At 44.8% G+C, this 16,142-nt stretch carries 6 protein-coding genes; all 6 read left to right on the plus strand.

The genetic code is table 11. From position 1 onward, the window contains the following. Window positions 1-258: 258 nt before the first annotated feature. Window positions 259-1,983 (plus strand): HAMP domain-containing sensor histidine kinase, encoded by a 1,725-nt coding sequence (locus GVN20_RS28890; RefSeq protein WP_166561675.1) that lies wholly within the window; start codon window positions 259-261, stop codon window positions 1,981-1,983. A gap of 44 nt (window positions 1,984-2,027) precedes the next feature. Further along, on the plus strand, window positions 2,028-4,088 hold the full coding sequence (locus GVN20_RS28895; RefSeq protein WP_166561676.1) for an ATP-binding protein: 2,061 nt from the start codon (window positions 2,028-2,030) through the stop codon (window positions 4,086-4,088). A gap of 185 nt (window positions 4,089-4,273) precedes the next feature. Continuing rightward, window positions 4,274-5,464 carry a hypothetical protein gene (locus tag GVN20_RS28900; RefSeq protein ID WP_166561677.1) on the plus strand — a complete coding sequence of 397 codons (1,191 nt, stop codon included), beginning with the start codon at window positions 4,274-4,276 and terminating at the stop codon, window positions 5,462-5,464. 400 nt (window positions 5,465-5,864) lie between these two features. Then, window positions 5,865-8,471, plus strand: a complete 2,607-nt coding sequence (locus tag GVN20_RS28905) for a SprB repeat-containing protein (RefSeq protein WP_166561678.1) — start codon at window positions 5,865-5,867, stop codon at window positions 8,469-8,471. A gap of 121 nt (window positions 8,472-8,592) precedes the next feature. Next, window positions 8,593-10,233: a spermidine synthase gene (locus GVN20_RS28910; RefSeq protein ID WP_166561679.1), complete on the plus strand. Its 1,641-nt coding sequence runs from the start codon at window positions 8,593-8,595 to the stop codon at window positions 10,231-10,233. 112 nt (window positions 10,234-10,345) lie between these two features. After that, window positions 10,346-16,142, plus strand: a 5,797-nt coding sequence (locus GVN20_RS28915) for an Ig-like domain-containing protein (RefSeq protein ID WP_206023395.1), incomplete at its 3' end; no start/stop codon positions are given.

Here is a 16,142-nt window from a genome sequence, read left to right on the forward strand (position 1 = left end):
AAACAATGCCAGCCTACATATAATCAACGAAGTAGATATAAGACCATGTTTTCGTTCGGTTTTGGGGGCTAAAAAAATGATGATTTTATGAAATACCCTATTTTTTTTGCCTTTATGATTTGGTTTGCCGGGGTAGGATACACCCAAAATAAATCCTTTAAAACCTTTCGTGACTATCTCCTACCAGCGTCTAGTCTGGATAGTTTAAAAAAAAACGGAGGCAACATTAACCCTATTTCAAGCCAATATCTGCATTTGTTGATTGCCATTGAGTTGAGAAAACAAAATGCGTATGACACGATTAAAAAGGAAAAAGTAAAGCAAATCATACAGCTTGCTTCAAAACAGAAATCACAGCTTGGTTTAGCAATGGCCTATTATATACTTGGAAGAGAATATACCATTGACCAAGACGACTCTCTTTCTTACAGTTATTTAACAAAGGCAGAAAAAATTTTTACAGCAAGCAATGATACTACGGGAATCATTCATTGTTGCAAACTCTTGCGCTCCCATACAAGAAGAGCAGACAAAAATTTGCCAAAATTTTACTTTGATAGGGTCGTGGCACTTGGCCAAAAATCCAAGTATCCCATTGACAATTACATGTACTACTTACTTATTATGGCGTGCGATCCTTATTTTAAGCCTCAGCCAACCGAAAGTCAGATAGCAGAGACCCTGAATAAAACACTCAAAATGATCGATACTTACCCTCATTTTGAGTACATCCGGGCCAATGTTTATAAGAATATTCAGGAAGGGTATTTACGTAAGCAAAGGCATGACAAAGTGCTTGAATTTGCCCTTAAGGTAATGCACCATACAAACAAAAAAATAGATTTTATGGATTATCAATACTTGGGCAATGCCTATTTGTCATTAAAAAAATATGACCTAGCCATAGCAGCTCTGGAAGAAGCAGCAAAGCGAATTAAAATTGAAAGGCCAATGGCGCTCATGCGGCAAAGAAATATATATTTTTTTTTAAAAAGAGCTTATTATGAGGCAGGAAATCTGAAAGCAAGCATTCAGACAGATGAAACCTATGACAGCCTAGTCAGTGTCATTAGAGACAACGACCGTAGCGTAGCGCTGTTTCACCTGCGGGAAAAATATTCATTTGCCGATAAGGAAGCGGAGCTCAAAAGACTTGCTTTGGAAAAGGAAATAGCAGACTCACAAAAAAGCCTCTTGTTTGGGGGGTTAATTATGACCCTCGTATTGGTTGGAATCGTACTTTTTTTCACAATAAGGCTTCGTAAAACCAACCTGGAATTGTTACACCTTCAGCAAGCCCGTGATAAATTCTATACCATTATTGCCCACGACCTGCGCTCGCCCATAAACAGCCTTAATGATATGGGGGCATTGCTACTTCATCTCATCAGAGAGGGAAAAAAACAGGAATTGGATAAAGTTATCCAACAAATGGAAAACATGAGGCAACAAACGCATCTGCTCCTTAATAACCTGTTTGAATGGGGAGAAAGCCAATATTTTATCAATGAATCCCTAACACAGTCTAAAGCATTTGATGCTGCCACATCTTTACAAACGTTATGTAATCATTATCTTCCTTTTGCCGAAGCAAAGGGGGTGTCGTTAGCATTGGTATTGCCTTCTTCTTTGCTCCTGAAAGCCGATCAAAAAGGATTCGAAATAGCCGTCCGTAATCTACTCGACAATGCCCTGAAACATACCCCCTCCGGAGGGAAAATTACGGTAAGCGGCAGCAGCAGTGAAGCAGGTACCCCCAATTATTCTATCATGATTGCCGACACGGGCGAGGGAATTGCTCCTGAGCAACTAAGGTATCTACAACAAGTGTATTCGGGAAAAATTAAACCCGAAGTAGGGGTAAACGGACTGGGGCTGGGCATGATATTGGTTTATAATTTTACCCAAAAAAATAAGGTTAATCTTCACATAAAGAGTGAATTAGGTGTGGGATCCAGTTTTAGCATCGTTTGGAAACCTTAAACTAAATACAAAAGTGTATTCACCCTTCATTCGGCATTCAACGTATGAAATACTTTATCCTTTTCATTCTTTCAGTTTGGGTTGTTAGGTTGGGGCATACCCAAAATAAACCCTTTTCGACTTTTCAGGATTACCTTATCGCCGCATCCAATCCGGTCAGTTTAAAAAACACAGAAGGAAGCATCAATCCTGGAGCCCTGCATGTATTGATTGCGGCTGAGTTGAGAAAACAAAACTGGGATGAACCCATAGACATTCAGAATACTAAGCAAATCGTACCGATGGTGGCTAAACAAAAATTGCAAATGGGTTTAGCTATGACCTATTTTATACTGGGGCGGCATTATTCTTACGAGAAGGAAGATTCACTTGCTTACTATTATTTGGTAAAAGCAGAAAAGATTTTTGCTAAAAATAAGGATACCACAGGCATGCTCTATTGCTATCGTCAATTACGATTAACTGTTTGGGAAGAAATCTATACGGACTTAACAAAACAATATTTCAACAAACTGATTACTCTCTCCACAAAATCAAGCAATCCCATAGACAAATACTTCTATTATGTATCAGTCGTGTCGGCTGACCCTTATTTTGAGAAACAACCCACCGAATCTCAACTGTCGGATGCTTTCAACCAAGCTATTGAAATGATTGACAAACACCCTTACTGTGAGTCTATGCGGCGTGATATTTATCATAACTATCACCAAGGGTATGTAAATCTGAATAAATATGATAAGGCACTTACTGTTGCCTTGCAGACCATCCAGCATCCTAAAATTAAGGCAAACTATAGGGATTACCAAAACTTAGGCAGGGCTTATATTCGGGTAAAAAAATATAAGGATGCGATAGTGGTTTTAGAAAAAGCAAATAAAGAGATTAAGACGTACGCTCCTACCAATTTGAGGAGACAACGCAACATTAACAAGTTATTGAAGACCGCTTATTATAATGTTGGCAACTGGGAAGCAGGAGTAAAAGCCGATGAGGAGTATGACCGTTTGAATGAAATCATTGTTAAGAATGATCGGCTTCTGGCCATGTTTCACCTCAAAGAGAAATATTCTTTTACCGAAAAAGAAGCCGAACTTAAACGGATTTCCTTAGAAAAGCAGGTAGCCGAAAGCCGAAATAAACTGCTTAAAGCGCAATACGATGCCGAAAAACGCGAGGCCACTTTAAGAAACCTTGCCTTAGAAAACCAAGCGAATGAAAGCAAAACCAAACTGCTCCAAAGTCAGATAGAAGTTCAAAAAAAAGAACGTATCCTCCAAATGGCCGAATCTCAAAAACAACTTTTGTTTGGCGGTTTGCTGGTCGCTTTAGGACTGATTGGAACCATTCTCTTTATTTCCATGAAACTTCGGAAAACAAATACCAAACTGTTGGAGCTGCAACAGGGTCGTGATAAATTCTACACCATCATTGCCCACGATTTGCGCTCGCCTATGAACAACCTCAATGACATGGGGGTATTGTTGCATCATCTCATCCGCGAAGGGAAAAAACAGGAATTGGATAAAGTCATCCAGCAAATAGAGCGCATGAGACAAAAAAACCAACTGCTCCTTAACAACCTGTTTGAATGGGGGAAGAGTCAGTATTTTACGCAGGGTGTGGACGAACCCCAACAAAAAATGGATGTAGTCCCCCTTTTCCAAGAGTTGTACCAAAATTACTTCCCTTTTGCGGAAGCAAAAAAAATCACATTGACAACAGAACTGCCTGCCCATCTATGGCTCACGACGGCGCCTGGTGGTTTGATGATGGTGGTGCGTAATCTACTCGACAACGCCCTTAAAAACACGCCTGCCGATGGTAAGATTACATTACGTATCAGCCCCCCGTCAGTAGCCAATAATGAATCATCTTATAAGTCTACACTCATCGTCGCTGATACTGGCAATGGCATTGCCCCCGACCAGCTGCGCTATCTGCAACAAGTGTTTGCGGGGAAAATCAAACCCGAAGTAGGAATACACGGCCTGGGGTTGGGCATGATATTGATTCATGATTTTGTGCAGAAACAAAAGACCCTTTTGACCATCGAGAGCGAAGTCGGCAAAGGCACTTGTTTTAAATTGATTTTGGAGGCTTAAGTCGGCGTTTCAGTCTATCTCGTTTTCAACTTGCTAAACGCTCACTTCTGAAGCAGAAAACCCAAAATGATAAATAGTATGACAATTTGGCTAAATCGTCGGAGTAATTCTTGTAAGAGAACGGCTAATCAGTTTCTGTTTATCCCAACCAATTGCATCGAAACGAGAATACTAACGGTAAACGCATGAAATACGTATTGACGCTTTTGGGGGCTTTGTTTATGGCCCTATCCCTCCATGCCCAAAAACTGCACGTATTGTTTGTGATCGAAAACGAAGATAGTAAATTTGGCTTACCACAACTGCGTAACGAAGCAGATATGCTTCAAATTTTAGACATCGTAAAGTGGGGGTTGGACTATAAAATGGAGGTAATGCACCTATCAAAGCAAAAATTTACCGCCATTGACCTTCAACAGGCGATTGATTCGCTTCCGACTGGCGCAAAAGACATCGTAGTGGTGTATTATGCTGGCTATGGACTCCCCCCCTCCCATAATAAGGGCTTTTTTGCCAACTGGAAACTACGAGACAACCCTGCCAAAGGGCTTTTGGTAGATGAAGTGGCGGGGTGGTTGGAAACTAAACAAAAAGCCCAAAAACTGCATTTGGGTTTGATTTTATCGGAATATAGTGCGCAAAGCATTCATTCGTCACAACGAGTACCCGACACGCTGGGGACTTCGATAGCGTATCGTCAGCAGGTAGTTCAAAAACTGTTTTTAGGACAATGTGGCATCGTTAAAATGGGAAGTTCGCTGCCTTATGAGCCTTCTTGGGTCAATAAAAACCACAGTGCGTCTTTGTTTACGGAGTCGCTTGTGCGTGCTTTTGAGCGGATGCTTATGCCGCTGGATTCGAGTGCTTTGAAGCATGTTTCTTTTCAGCAGTTTCATGCTTACTCGTCTTCCTATTTAAAAAGGTACTTCAACAACATACCGATTAGCCAAACGCCGGTTTTGGAAATTAGATCTTGCAAAGACAGTACTTCCAGCATTATAATAGAATCGCAGCCTGATTCTGTGGCAGCTCCTATAAAAATAGTGGGAGGACTACTCAACTCGTTGGCTCAAAACAAAGATACGCTTCAACGCCACCAAATTAAGCAACAGCTTGCTGCGTATTTTACCCCCAACGCCACCGTCAGGGTCGTTCGATGGTACGGTATGAACCGAATCCCAAAACCAAAAGAATATGCTTTAGAAACGTATTTTGATACAATACACCTGCCGAGTAAAAACCCGGGGACCCAAGAAATAATACCCAACATGATGTACCTACACATTGGTAAAATAGTAACCGACAATCCCCATTCCAACCAACCACTCATCAAGCAGCTATCGGTTTCCGAAACCTGGGGCAATGTTTCTCATTGATGTTTTCGTGGCTTACTTCACTTAATGGTTTTCTTCCTGCTATTTTGAAAATTTGCTATCGCCATCAGGTTTTAGATGCCTATTTTTTTCAATATGGCATGAAAATTGTGCAAGGAAACGCGGCTTTTTTCTGTCGCCATTCCCCCATTTTTGCCTTCAAGAAGGGAGAGCATCCTTTCTTTTGGCGCTGTTTTGTCTTTTGATGACCTGTTCCAAGGCCGCAAATTAGCCACTTTTACCTTTGCCTTTTTTCCCCTCGTCGGAATAAGCTTCTCCGTGTATTACAAAAAAACAAAACCGGTAAACAGTATAACGATTTGGCTAAATCGTCGGATTAGTTCTTGTTACAAAATGACTAAGTAGTTCTTAGTTTATCCGAACAAATTTATTCTCAAATTGTATGGTTGTTTTTTACCGCTTCCGTCTCTCTAAATATTTATTGACAACAATCCTTTCTTTGTTGTGTATGCTGACGGGAATATTGAGGTCTTATGCACAGACCGAAACCTTTCCTGCGGGCTCGTACATCATCAACATGGGGATTACCCCGCAAACTCAAACTAACGCTTTGAGGCCTTACGGGTTGATATACGATTTGTTGAAAAACAACAAAATTCCTGTCAAATGGGTCATCAGCCAAACCAAAGGCATTGATGGCATAGACTTTAGCCACCAAGGTGTAGATTTTAGAGGCGGGACGTTCATCATTCCAGCCCCTTTCCGAAACGCATCGGTGAATGGCAAAATTAGCAGCTATGGCGTTTCGGGGATAACCACGACGAGCCCGTTGACGGTGAACGTAACTTATACGCTCAATTCCGCGCCCCGCTGGACGTTGGACGACCAGAATGGAGCAATTGCCACAGGCTTCTTCAGTCAGGCGGGAATTCCAGCCTCAGCTTACAACTATAAAAATCCCCAAGCATTGGGAGTTTGCGATGATATTTTTGTGATGCCCCACGCCGACCCCACATGGAGTACCCATAGCAACCTCTACAACTGGAACCGTACGCAGTTTGGGGCGATTTGGGCGGGTTGCAAAGCCGTTTCGGAATTAGAAAACATGAACAATGGAAGTTTGCAAACTAACTTTTTGGCCACGAACGTAGGCCCTATTGGCAATGCCTTGGTGTTTTCTGGTTCACACAGTGATGGAAGCCCTCCTTATACTCGTCTTAACCCAAGTAGTCCTGCTTCGCAATACATGGGTTCGACAGATGCAGCCCATCCCGGAGGTGCCGAACAAATCTATCTGCCCAAAGCAGGGGGAGGCTGGCGGCCTTCGACCCAGGTCATTGCTTTCGACCCTAGCCAATCCAATGTACCAGGGTTGTCGCCTGGGCCAGCAGCTGTGATTGTTTTCGGCCGTGGTTTTGGCCTGAATACTTCTGGCTACGTGATGTACGAAGCGGGTCATGACATCAAAAAAGCAGGTGGTACGGCCAGCGTAGCTGCTATTCGTGCCTTTTTTAATTTTAGCCTTTTGTCTTCTGTCGATAAAGTGCCTTTTATCAGTGTGGCAAATGTTCCTACAACCATGTCAATAGGGGTTGGCTATGCCGTCAGCGTTACGGCTACCTCTCCTGTATCATCTCCGCTTACTTATCAATGGACGAGTAGCTGCGGAGGTACTTTTGCCAATGCCTCGGCGGCCAGTACAACATTTACCCCTCCCAATGTGGGTAGTGTTACTTCCTGTATGATTACCGTCACAGTGTCTGACGCCTGCGGTAGGCAAACTTCCACTGCCACGCCTATCACTATTCAGCCCTGTACTCAATCGGTTACTTCGTCGGTAACACCGTTGTGTCCTGGTGCTACCAATACTGGGGTTATTGATATGACTGTTACGGGCGGCACTGCCCCCTATACTTATACATGGACTCGCTCTGGTGGCGGTTCGGGCTCAGGCTCAGGCACCACTATATCTGGTCTTGCGACTGGCACCTACACCGTTACGATTACCTCTTCTACTGGCTGTGCCAATACTTTTACGGCTATCGTGGGTACGTATCCTGCCATTGTCATTACCCCAACAGTCACTCCAGTGGCTTGTAATGGCGGTGCTACGGGTTCTATCAGTTTGGCGGTATCGGGTGGTACGCCAGGCTATACCTACAATTGGGGCGGAGGCATAACCACCCAAAACCGCAGTGGTCTAACGGCTGGTAACTATAGCGTGACTGTCACCGATGCCCAAGGATGTACCGCTAACGCAAACAGCATCAGCGTAACCCAACCCGCAGCAATCAGTGCAACACCAACCGTAACAAATGTGCCTTGTTTTGGTCAATCTACGGGTGGTATCACACTGGCAGTCACTGGCGGAACCGCCCCCTATACCTATCAATGGAACGACGGCGCCTCTACCAAAGACCGTACCAATATCCCCGCAGGCACATATAGCGTAATCATCACTGACTCAAGAAGCTGTACGGGAACAGTAACCAACATTTTCGTTACGCAGCCTTCTGCCGCCCTTACGGCTTCTTTGTCAAAAACTGAGCCAACCTGCGGAGCCACCAACGGAAGCGTGACGGCGACGGTATCGGGTGGTACGGCTCCTTATACCTACGACTGGAACGGTACGCCAACCGGCGACGGAACCGCTACCATCACTGGCTTGGCCTCGGGAAATTATCAGGTCACTATCACCGATGCCAGAAACTGTACTTTTATTGCTACCATCACTTTAACAAACGTCGCCACAATGGTATTGACTACCAATGTGACAAACCCGACTTGCCCGCCTGGCTCTAATGCACCTTTGGGCGAAAATGGAGTAATTGATTTGGTAGTAAACGGTGGCACCGCACCATTTACCTACAATTGGACAACCTCAAATGGGACAGGTCTTATACCAACAGCTCAGGACCAATCAGGCCTTTCTGCTGGAACTTATAACGTAACCGTGACGGATGCCGTTGGCTGCACGGCAAGTACTTCAGTGACACTTACTGCCATAAATCCTTCACCGGTCAAGCCAGTAACAATAAATAATAACTAACATTTTGAACGGCTCGAATAAGGCAAAGGCATTCCAAAAAGAGGTGCCTACAAGGACACCGACGGATTGTCTGCCACTGGGTTTAACTAGGTAGAAAGGAAAAAAATAAAAAATATTTCTAATGAAAGACAAACTGAATATTAAATCCAGTACTGCACGTAAAGATAATGTGCTACCCCCTGGCCAAAGGAATCTATTCTTGATAGTATCTTTTGTGGAGGGGGCAGCTGTTATGGTTATAGAGTTACTGGGTGCAAAGATTGTAGCCCCATTTTACGGAACCTCGATGTATGTTTGGGCGTCTGTATTGGGTGTTACGCTCATTGCGCTTTCCAGCGGATATTTTATTGGAGGTAGTGTTTCTAATAAATATAAAGATAAAAGCCCACTCTTTGTTGTACTTGCTGTTGGGGCAATATTAACAATAATTGCCCCCAGAATTGCGCCAACTATCATGATGGCTACAACTGACTTTGGGGTGCGTATCGGCTCACTAATTTCGGTTTCAATCTACCTATTGCCTCCCATTTTTTGCATGGGGATGGTTTCTCCCATCATTATACAGCTCATTAATCAATCTCAGGAAAATGCAGGGCAAACGGCTGGTACAATCTACGCCATTTCAACAGTCGGGGGCATACTTGCTACGTTTCTTGCGGGGTTTGTGTTAATCCCCGAACTAGGCATCCAAACCACTGCAACTTTTACAGGACTCGTGCTGATAATCATTTCGGCAATCGGTATGCTAAGTCGAAAACAAAAAACACAGGCCGCTCTCACCTTTGGCCTTTTTGTTCTTTTCGTTCCGTTTGTCTATAGCAAACCTACCGGTGACCCCGCTATCACAATACAGTATCAGTCAAGTGGTATATTGGGAGAATGGACAGTTGTAGATCATAAAGGTTTTGCACGAGACGGCCGACAAGTTAACACACGGCAGTTGCTGCTCAATGGAGTAGACCAAACTTTTACTAATGTGGGCATCCAGCCATTTTCAGTATGGAGATACCCCCATAAAGTGACGGCTTTGGCGGGGATAAAACCGGCAAAAAGTAAGGCTTTGCTATTGGGAATGGGTGGTGGAAGTATTGCTTATAACTTGATTAAACTGGGTTTTGAGCTTGATATTGTGGAATTGGACGAACGGATTCCGTTTATCGCTGAGCAATGGTTTGGATACGACCCAACCTCTTCTAATCTAATCATTGATGATGCACGTCATTACATTCGAAATACTGCTAAAAAATACGATGTAGTCATTTTAGATATTGTAAATGGGGAGGTACAGCCCTCCCACATGTTTACCCAAGAAGGGTTAAGGGAGTTAAAGACTGCATTAAATGACGATGCTTTGGTTATTGTGAATTTTCAGGGTCAACTAGATACAGATGACCCCACACTTTCACGTGCTCCTCGTTCGGTTATCAAAACATTTGAATCCATTGGTTACAAAATGTTTGCTGTTAAGAATGAAAGTAAGTCCATCTCTGCGGATTTGTTGATCTACGGAACTCCAGGCTCACTAAATATTAAAGAGGCTCTCAGCCAAAACTTAAGATACAATGAGCTTTTGTTGAACGATCACTTTTCAGCGGCTGATTATGCCCCAATAACAGGGTATGAGTTAGGAGATGTTGATGTGATGACTGATGACAAGCCCAACTTAGAACTACTGAATACTCCCACTGTTCTGAATTGGAGAAAAAATAAGATTGAATACACAGTAAATGGACTCATCAAAAAAGGGGTGCCCATTTACTGATCAACAATAAAGCAGTTTATGTTTTAATCGAATTAAAAAAAATAATATGGAAGCGATATGTACCTACGTAACTAAACAAATAAAAGATAAGTCTTCGAGGATTTATTGTTATTTGTCGCGTATCACAGTTGTTTTATGCCTGTTTTGGGGCGGTGTAGCGGTTGTCCATGCCCAGACTGCGACCATTCCTTCAACCAAATCAACGCTGCTTTATAAAGCAGCCAATACCCGCAACTACGGCTCATGCCAGGGTATTGGTCCAGATAATGCTACCAATTACCAGCAAAACGCCCTCATTCAATTTGATTTGTCGACTATTCCTGCGGGGGCAACCATCACCTCGGCAACCCTCAGAATGGTACACGCACCAAATGGTACAGGATGGGATAACGAGGCAGGTTCAGCGTTCACGTCAATCATCAGAAGGGTTACCACTGATTGGGTAGAAGGTACGGTCTGTAATGCAGCTCAGTCAGGGTCATCTACTTGGAATAGTCCCGGAACTGGCAGCTGGACTGGAGGGAGTTACGCCGCTACCAACTATGGCACACTAACGGCTGGTGCGCCTGATGCTGCGGGTACGGTTTATAATATCACCATTACAACGTTAGTTCAGGAGTGGTACAATGGTACATCGCCCAATCATGGTTTGGGTATAGTACCTGCTACTCTTGTAGGTGACAAAGAAGAATCATGGTACTACATGTACAGCGACGATGCAGCTGATGCGAATAACCGTCCTCAACTTATTGTAAACTACTCGCTTCCACCAGTGGGTGGAACAGCCAGTAAAACAGATGCCTGTATCGGTGTGGCCAATGGTTCAATAACTGTATCTAACCCAACTGGCGGAAGCGGTACGTACCAGTACCGAGTCAACACTGGTGCTTGGCAGAGCAGTAATGTATTTAACAGCCTTACTGCCGGAAACTATACGGTGCAGATACGAGACGCAAATAATATCACGAACCAAACGACGCTCACCCCCAACCCCCTTGTGGTCGGTAGTTTACCCGACTCCGACGGGGATAATATTTCGGACGCGTGCGATTTAGACGATGATAACGACGGCATATTGGATACCGTGGAGGGCACTGGCAACATAGACGGAGATGGCTTAAATAATTCATTGGATAACGATTCTGACGGAGATGGATGCTTCGATGCCATTGAAGGCGGAGGAGCTTTTACAAGTGTAGATGCCAATGGCCGGCTAACGGGAGGAGTTGGTTCAAATGGTGTTCCAACAATTGCGGGTGGTGGTCAAACCGTTGGAGGCAGTCAGGTGGCTACGAGGGTTGTTATTTTGACCAACCCGAGCAATCAATCGGTGGCTGCGGCTGCACCGGCCACCTTCAGTATTTCTGCTCGCGGTGACAACGCCACCTCCTACAGTAGCGGTACGCCCAGCTACGGTACAGCAGGCAACTCCAACGCTGGCTTACTTTACCAATGGTATTTGGGTGACCCTGATGCCGGAGGAACGGCGCTGACAAACACGGGAGTGTATAGCGGAGTAACAACGGCTACGCTCAATATAACAAACAGTACGGGGCTATACGGAAGTACTTATTACGTGGTAGTCACGCATAGTTCTAATGATTGCGCTCGATTCAAACGCTCAGCGGCGCTTACGTTGTTTTGTGGCAGTATCACTGCCTCTGTGGTATCACAAACTAATATAAATTGCTTTGGTGCATCTACCGGTTCAGTAACTGTAGTAGGCTCAAATGGTCTTGCGCCATATACTTACAAATTAGGAAGTGGGGCTTTTGGTGGTTCTGGTACGTTTTCTAACTTAACTGCTGGCACTTATATCATAACTGTTCGTGATAATGGCGGTTGTGAGGAGACCGTTAATTTTACAATTACGCAGCCTTCCGCAGCTTTAGTAGTTAGCCAATCGACCGTTCAACCACAATGTTTTGCCGCAGGAAGCATAACACCTACGGTAACCGGAGGAACAGCCCCTTATATCTATGACTGGGCGGACTTAGCTGGAACCAATAATACCAGTAGCCGAACAGGTTTAACTGCCGGTACGTATAATCTGACCGTTATCGACTCAAAGGGCTGTACGGTTTCGAGTGGAAATATTGTTTTGAATACTCCCAGCAATTGTGACCCGATTGATATTTGCCGCAGTAGTGTCGCTGAGGTTTTCTCAGTTGCTCCTAACCCCGCCAATATATCCTACACCTGGACGGTTCCTCCTGGGGCAGTCATAACATCAGGACAAGGTACGCCGGAAATCACGGTTAATTGGACGGGAGTTACGCCTGGAACTTACCAAGTGTGTGTTGTGGCGGTGAATGATTGTAACGAAAGTGCCCAGACCTGCATCGATGTTGATGTAATTCAGCCAACCGCGCAGGCTTTTGTTGTACTGCCCGTTTGTAAAGACAGAACAATCAGTTTGCAGGCTACTGGTGGGGTTTCATATTCTTGGACGGGGCCAAGCGGTTTTACGTCATCCAGCCCCAACCCCACCATACTAAATGCCAATGCCGCAATACACAATGGTACTTATACGGTTGTCGTTACGGATGCTTCGGGCTGTCAGGCTACGGCTACCGTCAACGTTACGGTAGAAGATAACCCCGTCCTGACCACTGCGTCGGTTACGAATGCTACCTGTAACCAATCAAACGGAGCAATTAACATTACAGTGACTGGCGGAACGCCCGCTTATGATTTCGATTGGAATAATGGAGCCACAACCGAAGACTTGACCAATTTGAGCAGCGGTAGCTATACCCTAATTGTCACGGATTCAAAAGGTTGCTTTCAGACTTCAACCGTTGCTGTCATAAGTACAAACGGACCGGCTGTGACAAACACCAAGACAGATGTAACATGTAACGGTACAAGCACGGGAACTATAACCCTGACTGTAACAGGCGGAACGGCTCCTTATACCTACTTGTGGGCCGATGGAGCTACTACCAAAGATAGAACGGGATTAGCTGCTGGAACGTACAGTGTAACCGTGACGGATGCTACGGGATGTGTAAGTGCTACAACAGCTACCATAACGCAGCCTGCGGGGATTGTGCTTGATAATGTTAAAACGGATGTTGCTTGCTTCGGAGGTTTAACAGGAAGTATAAACTTGAGCGTATCGGGTGGTACTGCACCTTACAATTACGTATGGACTCGTAACTCAATTCCCTTTTCGGGCAATATCCAAGACCAATCCTCGATAGGAGCAGGTACTTACCAAGTAACAGTTACCGATAACAACGGCTGTACTGCCACGCAAACCATCGTCATCACGCAGCCAAGTGCCGCTTTAAGTGCCTCTCCGGTTATTTCCAATGTAAGTTGTCGAAATGGCACAAATGGCCAAATTATATTGACCGTAATCGGCGGTACAGCTCCCTATACATACGCTTGGACCGGTCCAAATAGCTTCACCGCAACTACAAAAGATATTATTAATCGCCCGGCGGGTACGTATAATGTTACCATTACTGATGCCAAGGGCTGTACCTTCCCACTGGTGAACATGGTGATTACCCAGCCTTCTTCTTTGATTGCGGTAGTTCCTGTTTCCATAACCAATGTGTTGTGTTTTGGGGATGCAAATGGAAGTATAGATATCACGGCTACTGGCGGTACGCCACCTTATACATATGGATGGAATACTGGTGCAAGTACCCAAGATATCAGTGGGCTGAATCCTGGAAACTATAATGTAGTGGTAACCGATGCCAATGGCTGTTCGGTTACCTCAAACATATTTACTATTTCTGGACCCACTGCTCCAATATCTGCGACCATAACGCCTACTGATGCGGATTGTTTTGGTGCATCCACTGGCGAGATTTCTATTACAAACGGTGGTGGCACACCTACTTACACCTATCTGTGGAGTACTGGTTCGACAAGCCAAAACCTGTTTAATTTGCCAGCAGGAGATTATTCGGTGACAGTGACCGACGCAAACGCATGTAAGGCAGTATTCCAAACCTCGGTTGGACAACCCATCCAAATCATCATAACGGGGGCCATTACCAACGCCCTTTGTTCTGGAAGTGCAACGGGAGCTATCACAGTATCAGTAACGGGCGGCTCCGCTCCTTACACTTATAAATGGATAGATGGGCCGACTTCAAAAGATCGTACCAATTTAATAGCGGGTAATTATACCTTAGAAGTCACAGATAATACCGGATGTAAAGTTTCTAAAACCTTTACCGTCAACAATACCTCTAATCTTTCGCTTTCGTCGATAACTACTTCTATCAGTTGTTTTGGTAATAACAACGGTAGGGTAAACCTCATCGTTACTGGTGGCGTTGCACCCGTTACGTTTAGCTGGTCAAATGGTGCTACTACAGAAGATATTTCTGGTTTGTCAGCAGGTACTTATTCAGTTACTGTTTCGGATGCTATTGGTTGTGTAAAAACATTAACGGCAAGCCCCGTTACTCAACCTGCTCTTTTAACTGCCTCGGCTGCCCAAACAAAAAGCGTAAGCTGTAAAGGAGGGAGCAACGGTGAAGCAACCGTTACGGCTAGTGGTGGAACGGCCCCTTACACGTATAATTGGTCCAATGGAGCGATGACAGCGACCGCAACGGGATTACAGGCAGGCACATACAATGTATTCGTGACAGACGCCAATGGATGTACGGTTACCGCGTCTGTCGTTATTACTGAACCTGCAAATGAAATTGAGCTGTTTGCCAACGTCTCGAATAACTCTTCGTGCAGTGTCAATAAGGGTTCAATAGATTTAATTATACAAAATGGAGTTGCTCCATTCTCTTACGTATGGACTGGCCCAACCGCCATCGGAAACGTCCAAGATCCATCAAACTTATTATCAGGTGCATATACTGTTATCGTGACTGATGCGCAGGGTTGCAGCAGTAGCATATCTGCTACCGTTAGCAGTGCTCCTGCGCTCACCGTTAGTGTATTAGTTGAAAATCGGAGTTGCCAGGCAATTGATGGTAAAGTATTTTCAGTAGTGACAGGCGGGGTGGGACCATATACCTACTCGTGGTCTCCTGGAGGTATTACAACCAAAGATTTAAGTGGTTTGTCATCGGGCACTTATACAGTAACCGTAACCGATGCCAATAATTGTACAGCCACCGCCTCTGGTACTTTGATTATACCGAATTGTCAGCCGCCGGTAGCCGTTGACGATAACTATACGACCCCGTTCAATACGCCCGTCAGCGGTACGGTCGCCCCCAATGATTCTGACCCTGACAATACGTTGGCCGAGTTGTCGTTCGATCCGTTGGCGGCACCTTTGGTCACTCAAGGGGTTATCGTGTGGGACACGACAGGCAATGGTTCATTTACTTTTACCCCGGCTTTAAATTTTGTAGGGGTTGTTACTATTCCTTACAGAGTTTGTGATCCTACGGGTTTGTGTGATGATGCATTTTTATTTATCAATGTTGCCGCTCGTCCACCGGTAGCTACTGATGATTTCAACAATACGCCAATCAACACCCCAGTATCGGGCAACGTGTTGACCAATGACGACGACCCGCAAGGATTACCGCTGACGGTCAACCCTGTTATTCCGATAATCTGTCCGCCGCAACATGGCACAGTGGTGATGCAGACCAACGGTAACTATGTCTACACCCCAACGACCAACTTCGTAGGAACGGACACATTCTGCTACATAGTGTGCAGCAGCATAGGCTTGTGCGATACGGCCACAGTTAGGATAGACATCATACCTTTGGTAACCAAGAATAGTGTAGTAGCCAATGACGATGCAACGCAAACGCAAGTAGGCGTACCAGTGAAAATACGGGTGTTGGGAAATGACTTTGACCCTCAAGGCGACAAGTTTGCTTCGGTGACCAGAATCACTAATCCGACCAACGGTACGGTGGTTTACAATTCATCCGACAGCAGCTTCACTTACACGCCAA

The sequence above is a fragment of the Runella sp. CRIBMP genome (assembly GCF_009905605.1).
Lineage (GTDB): Bacteria > Bacteroidota > Bacteroidia > Cytophagales > Spirosomataceae > Runella.

Bases quoted from the DNA above. Each gene is read 5' to 3' on its own strand.
- GVN20_RS28895 (WP_166561676.1), top strand. From the start codon at position 2,028: ATGAAATACTTTATCCTTTTCATTCTTTCAGTTTGGGTTGTTAGGTTG.
- GVN20_RS28900 (WP_166561677.1), top strand. From the start codon at position 4,274: ATGAAATACGTATTGACGCTTTTGGGGGCTTTGTTTATGGCCCTATCC.
- GVN20_RS28905 (WP_166561678.1), top strand. From the start codon at position 5,865: ATGGTTGTTTTTTACCGCTTCCGTCTCTCTAAATATTTATTGACAACA.
- GVN20_RS28910 (WP_166561679.1), top strand. From the start codon at position 8,593: ATGAAAGACAAACTGAATATTAAATCCAGTACTGCACGTAAAGATAAT.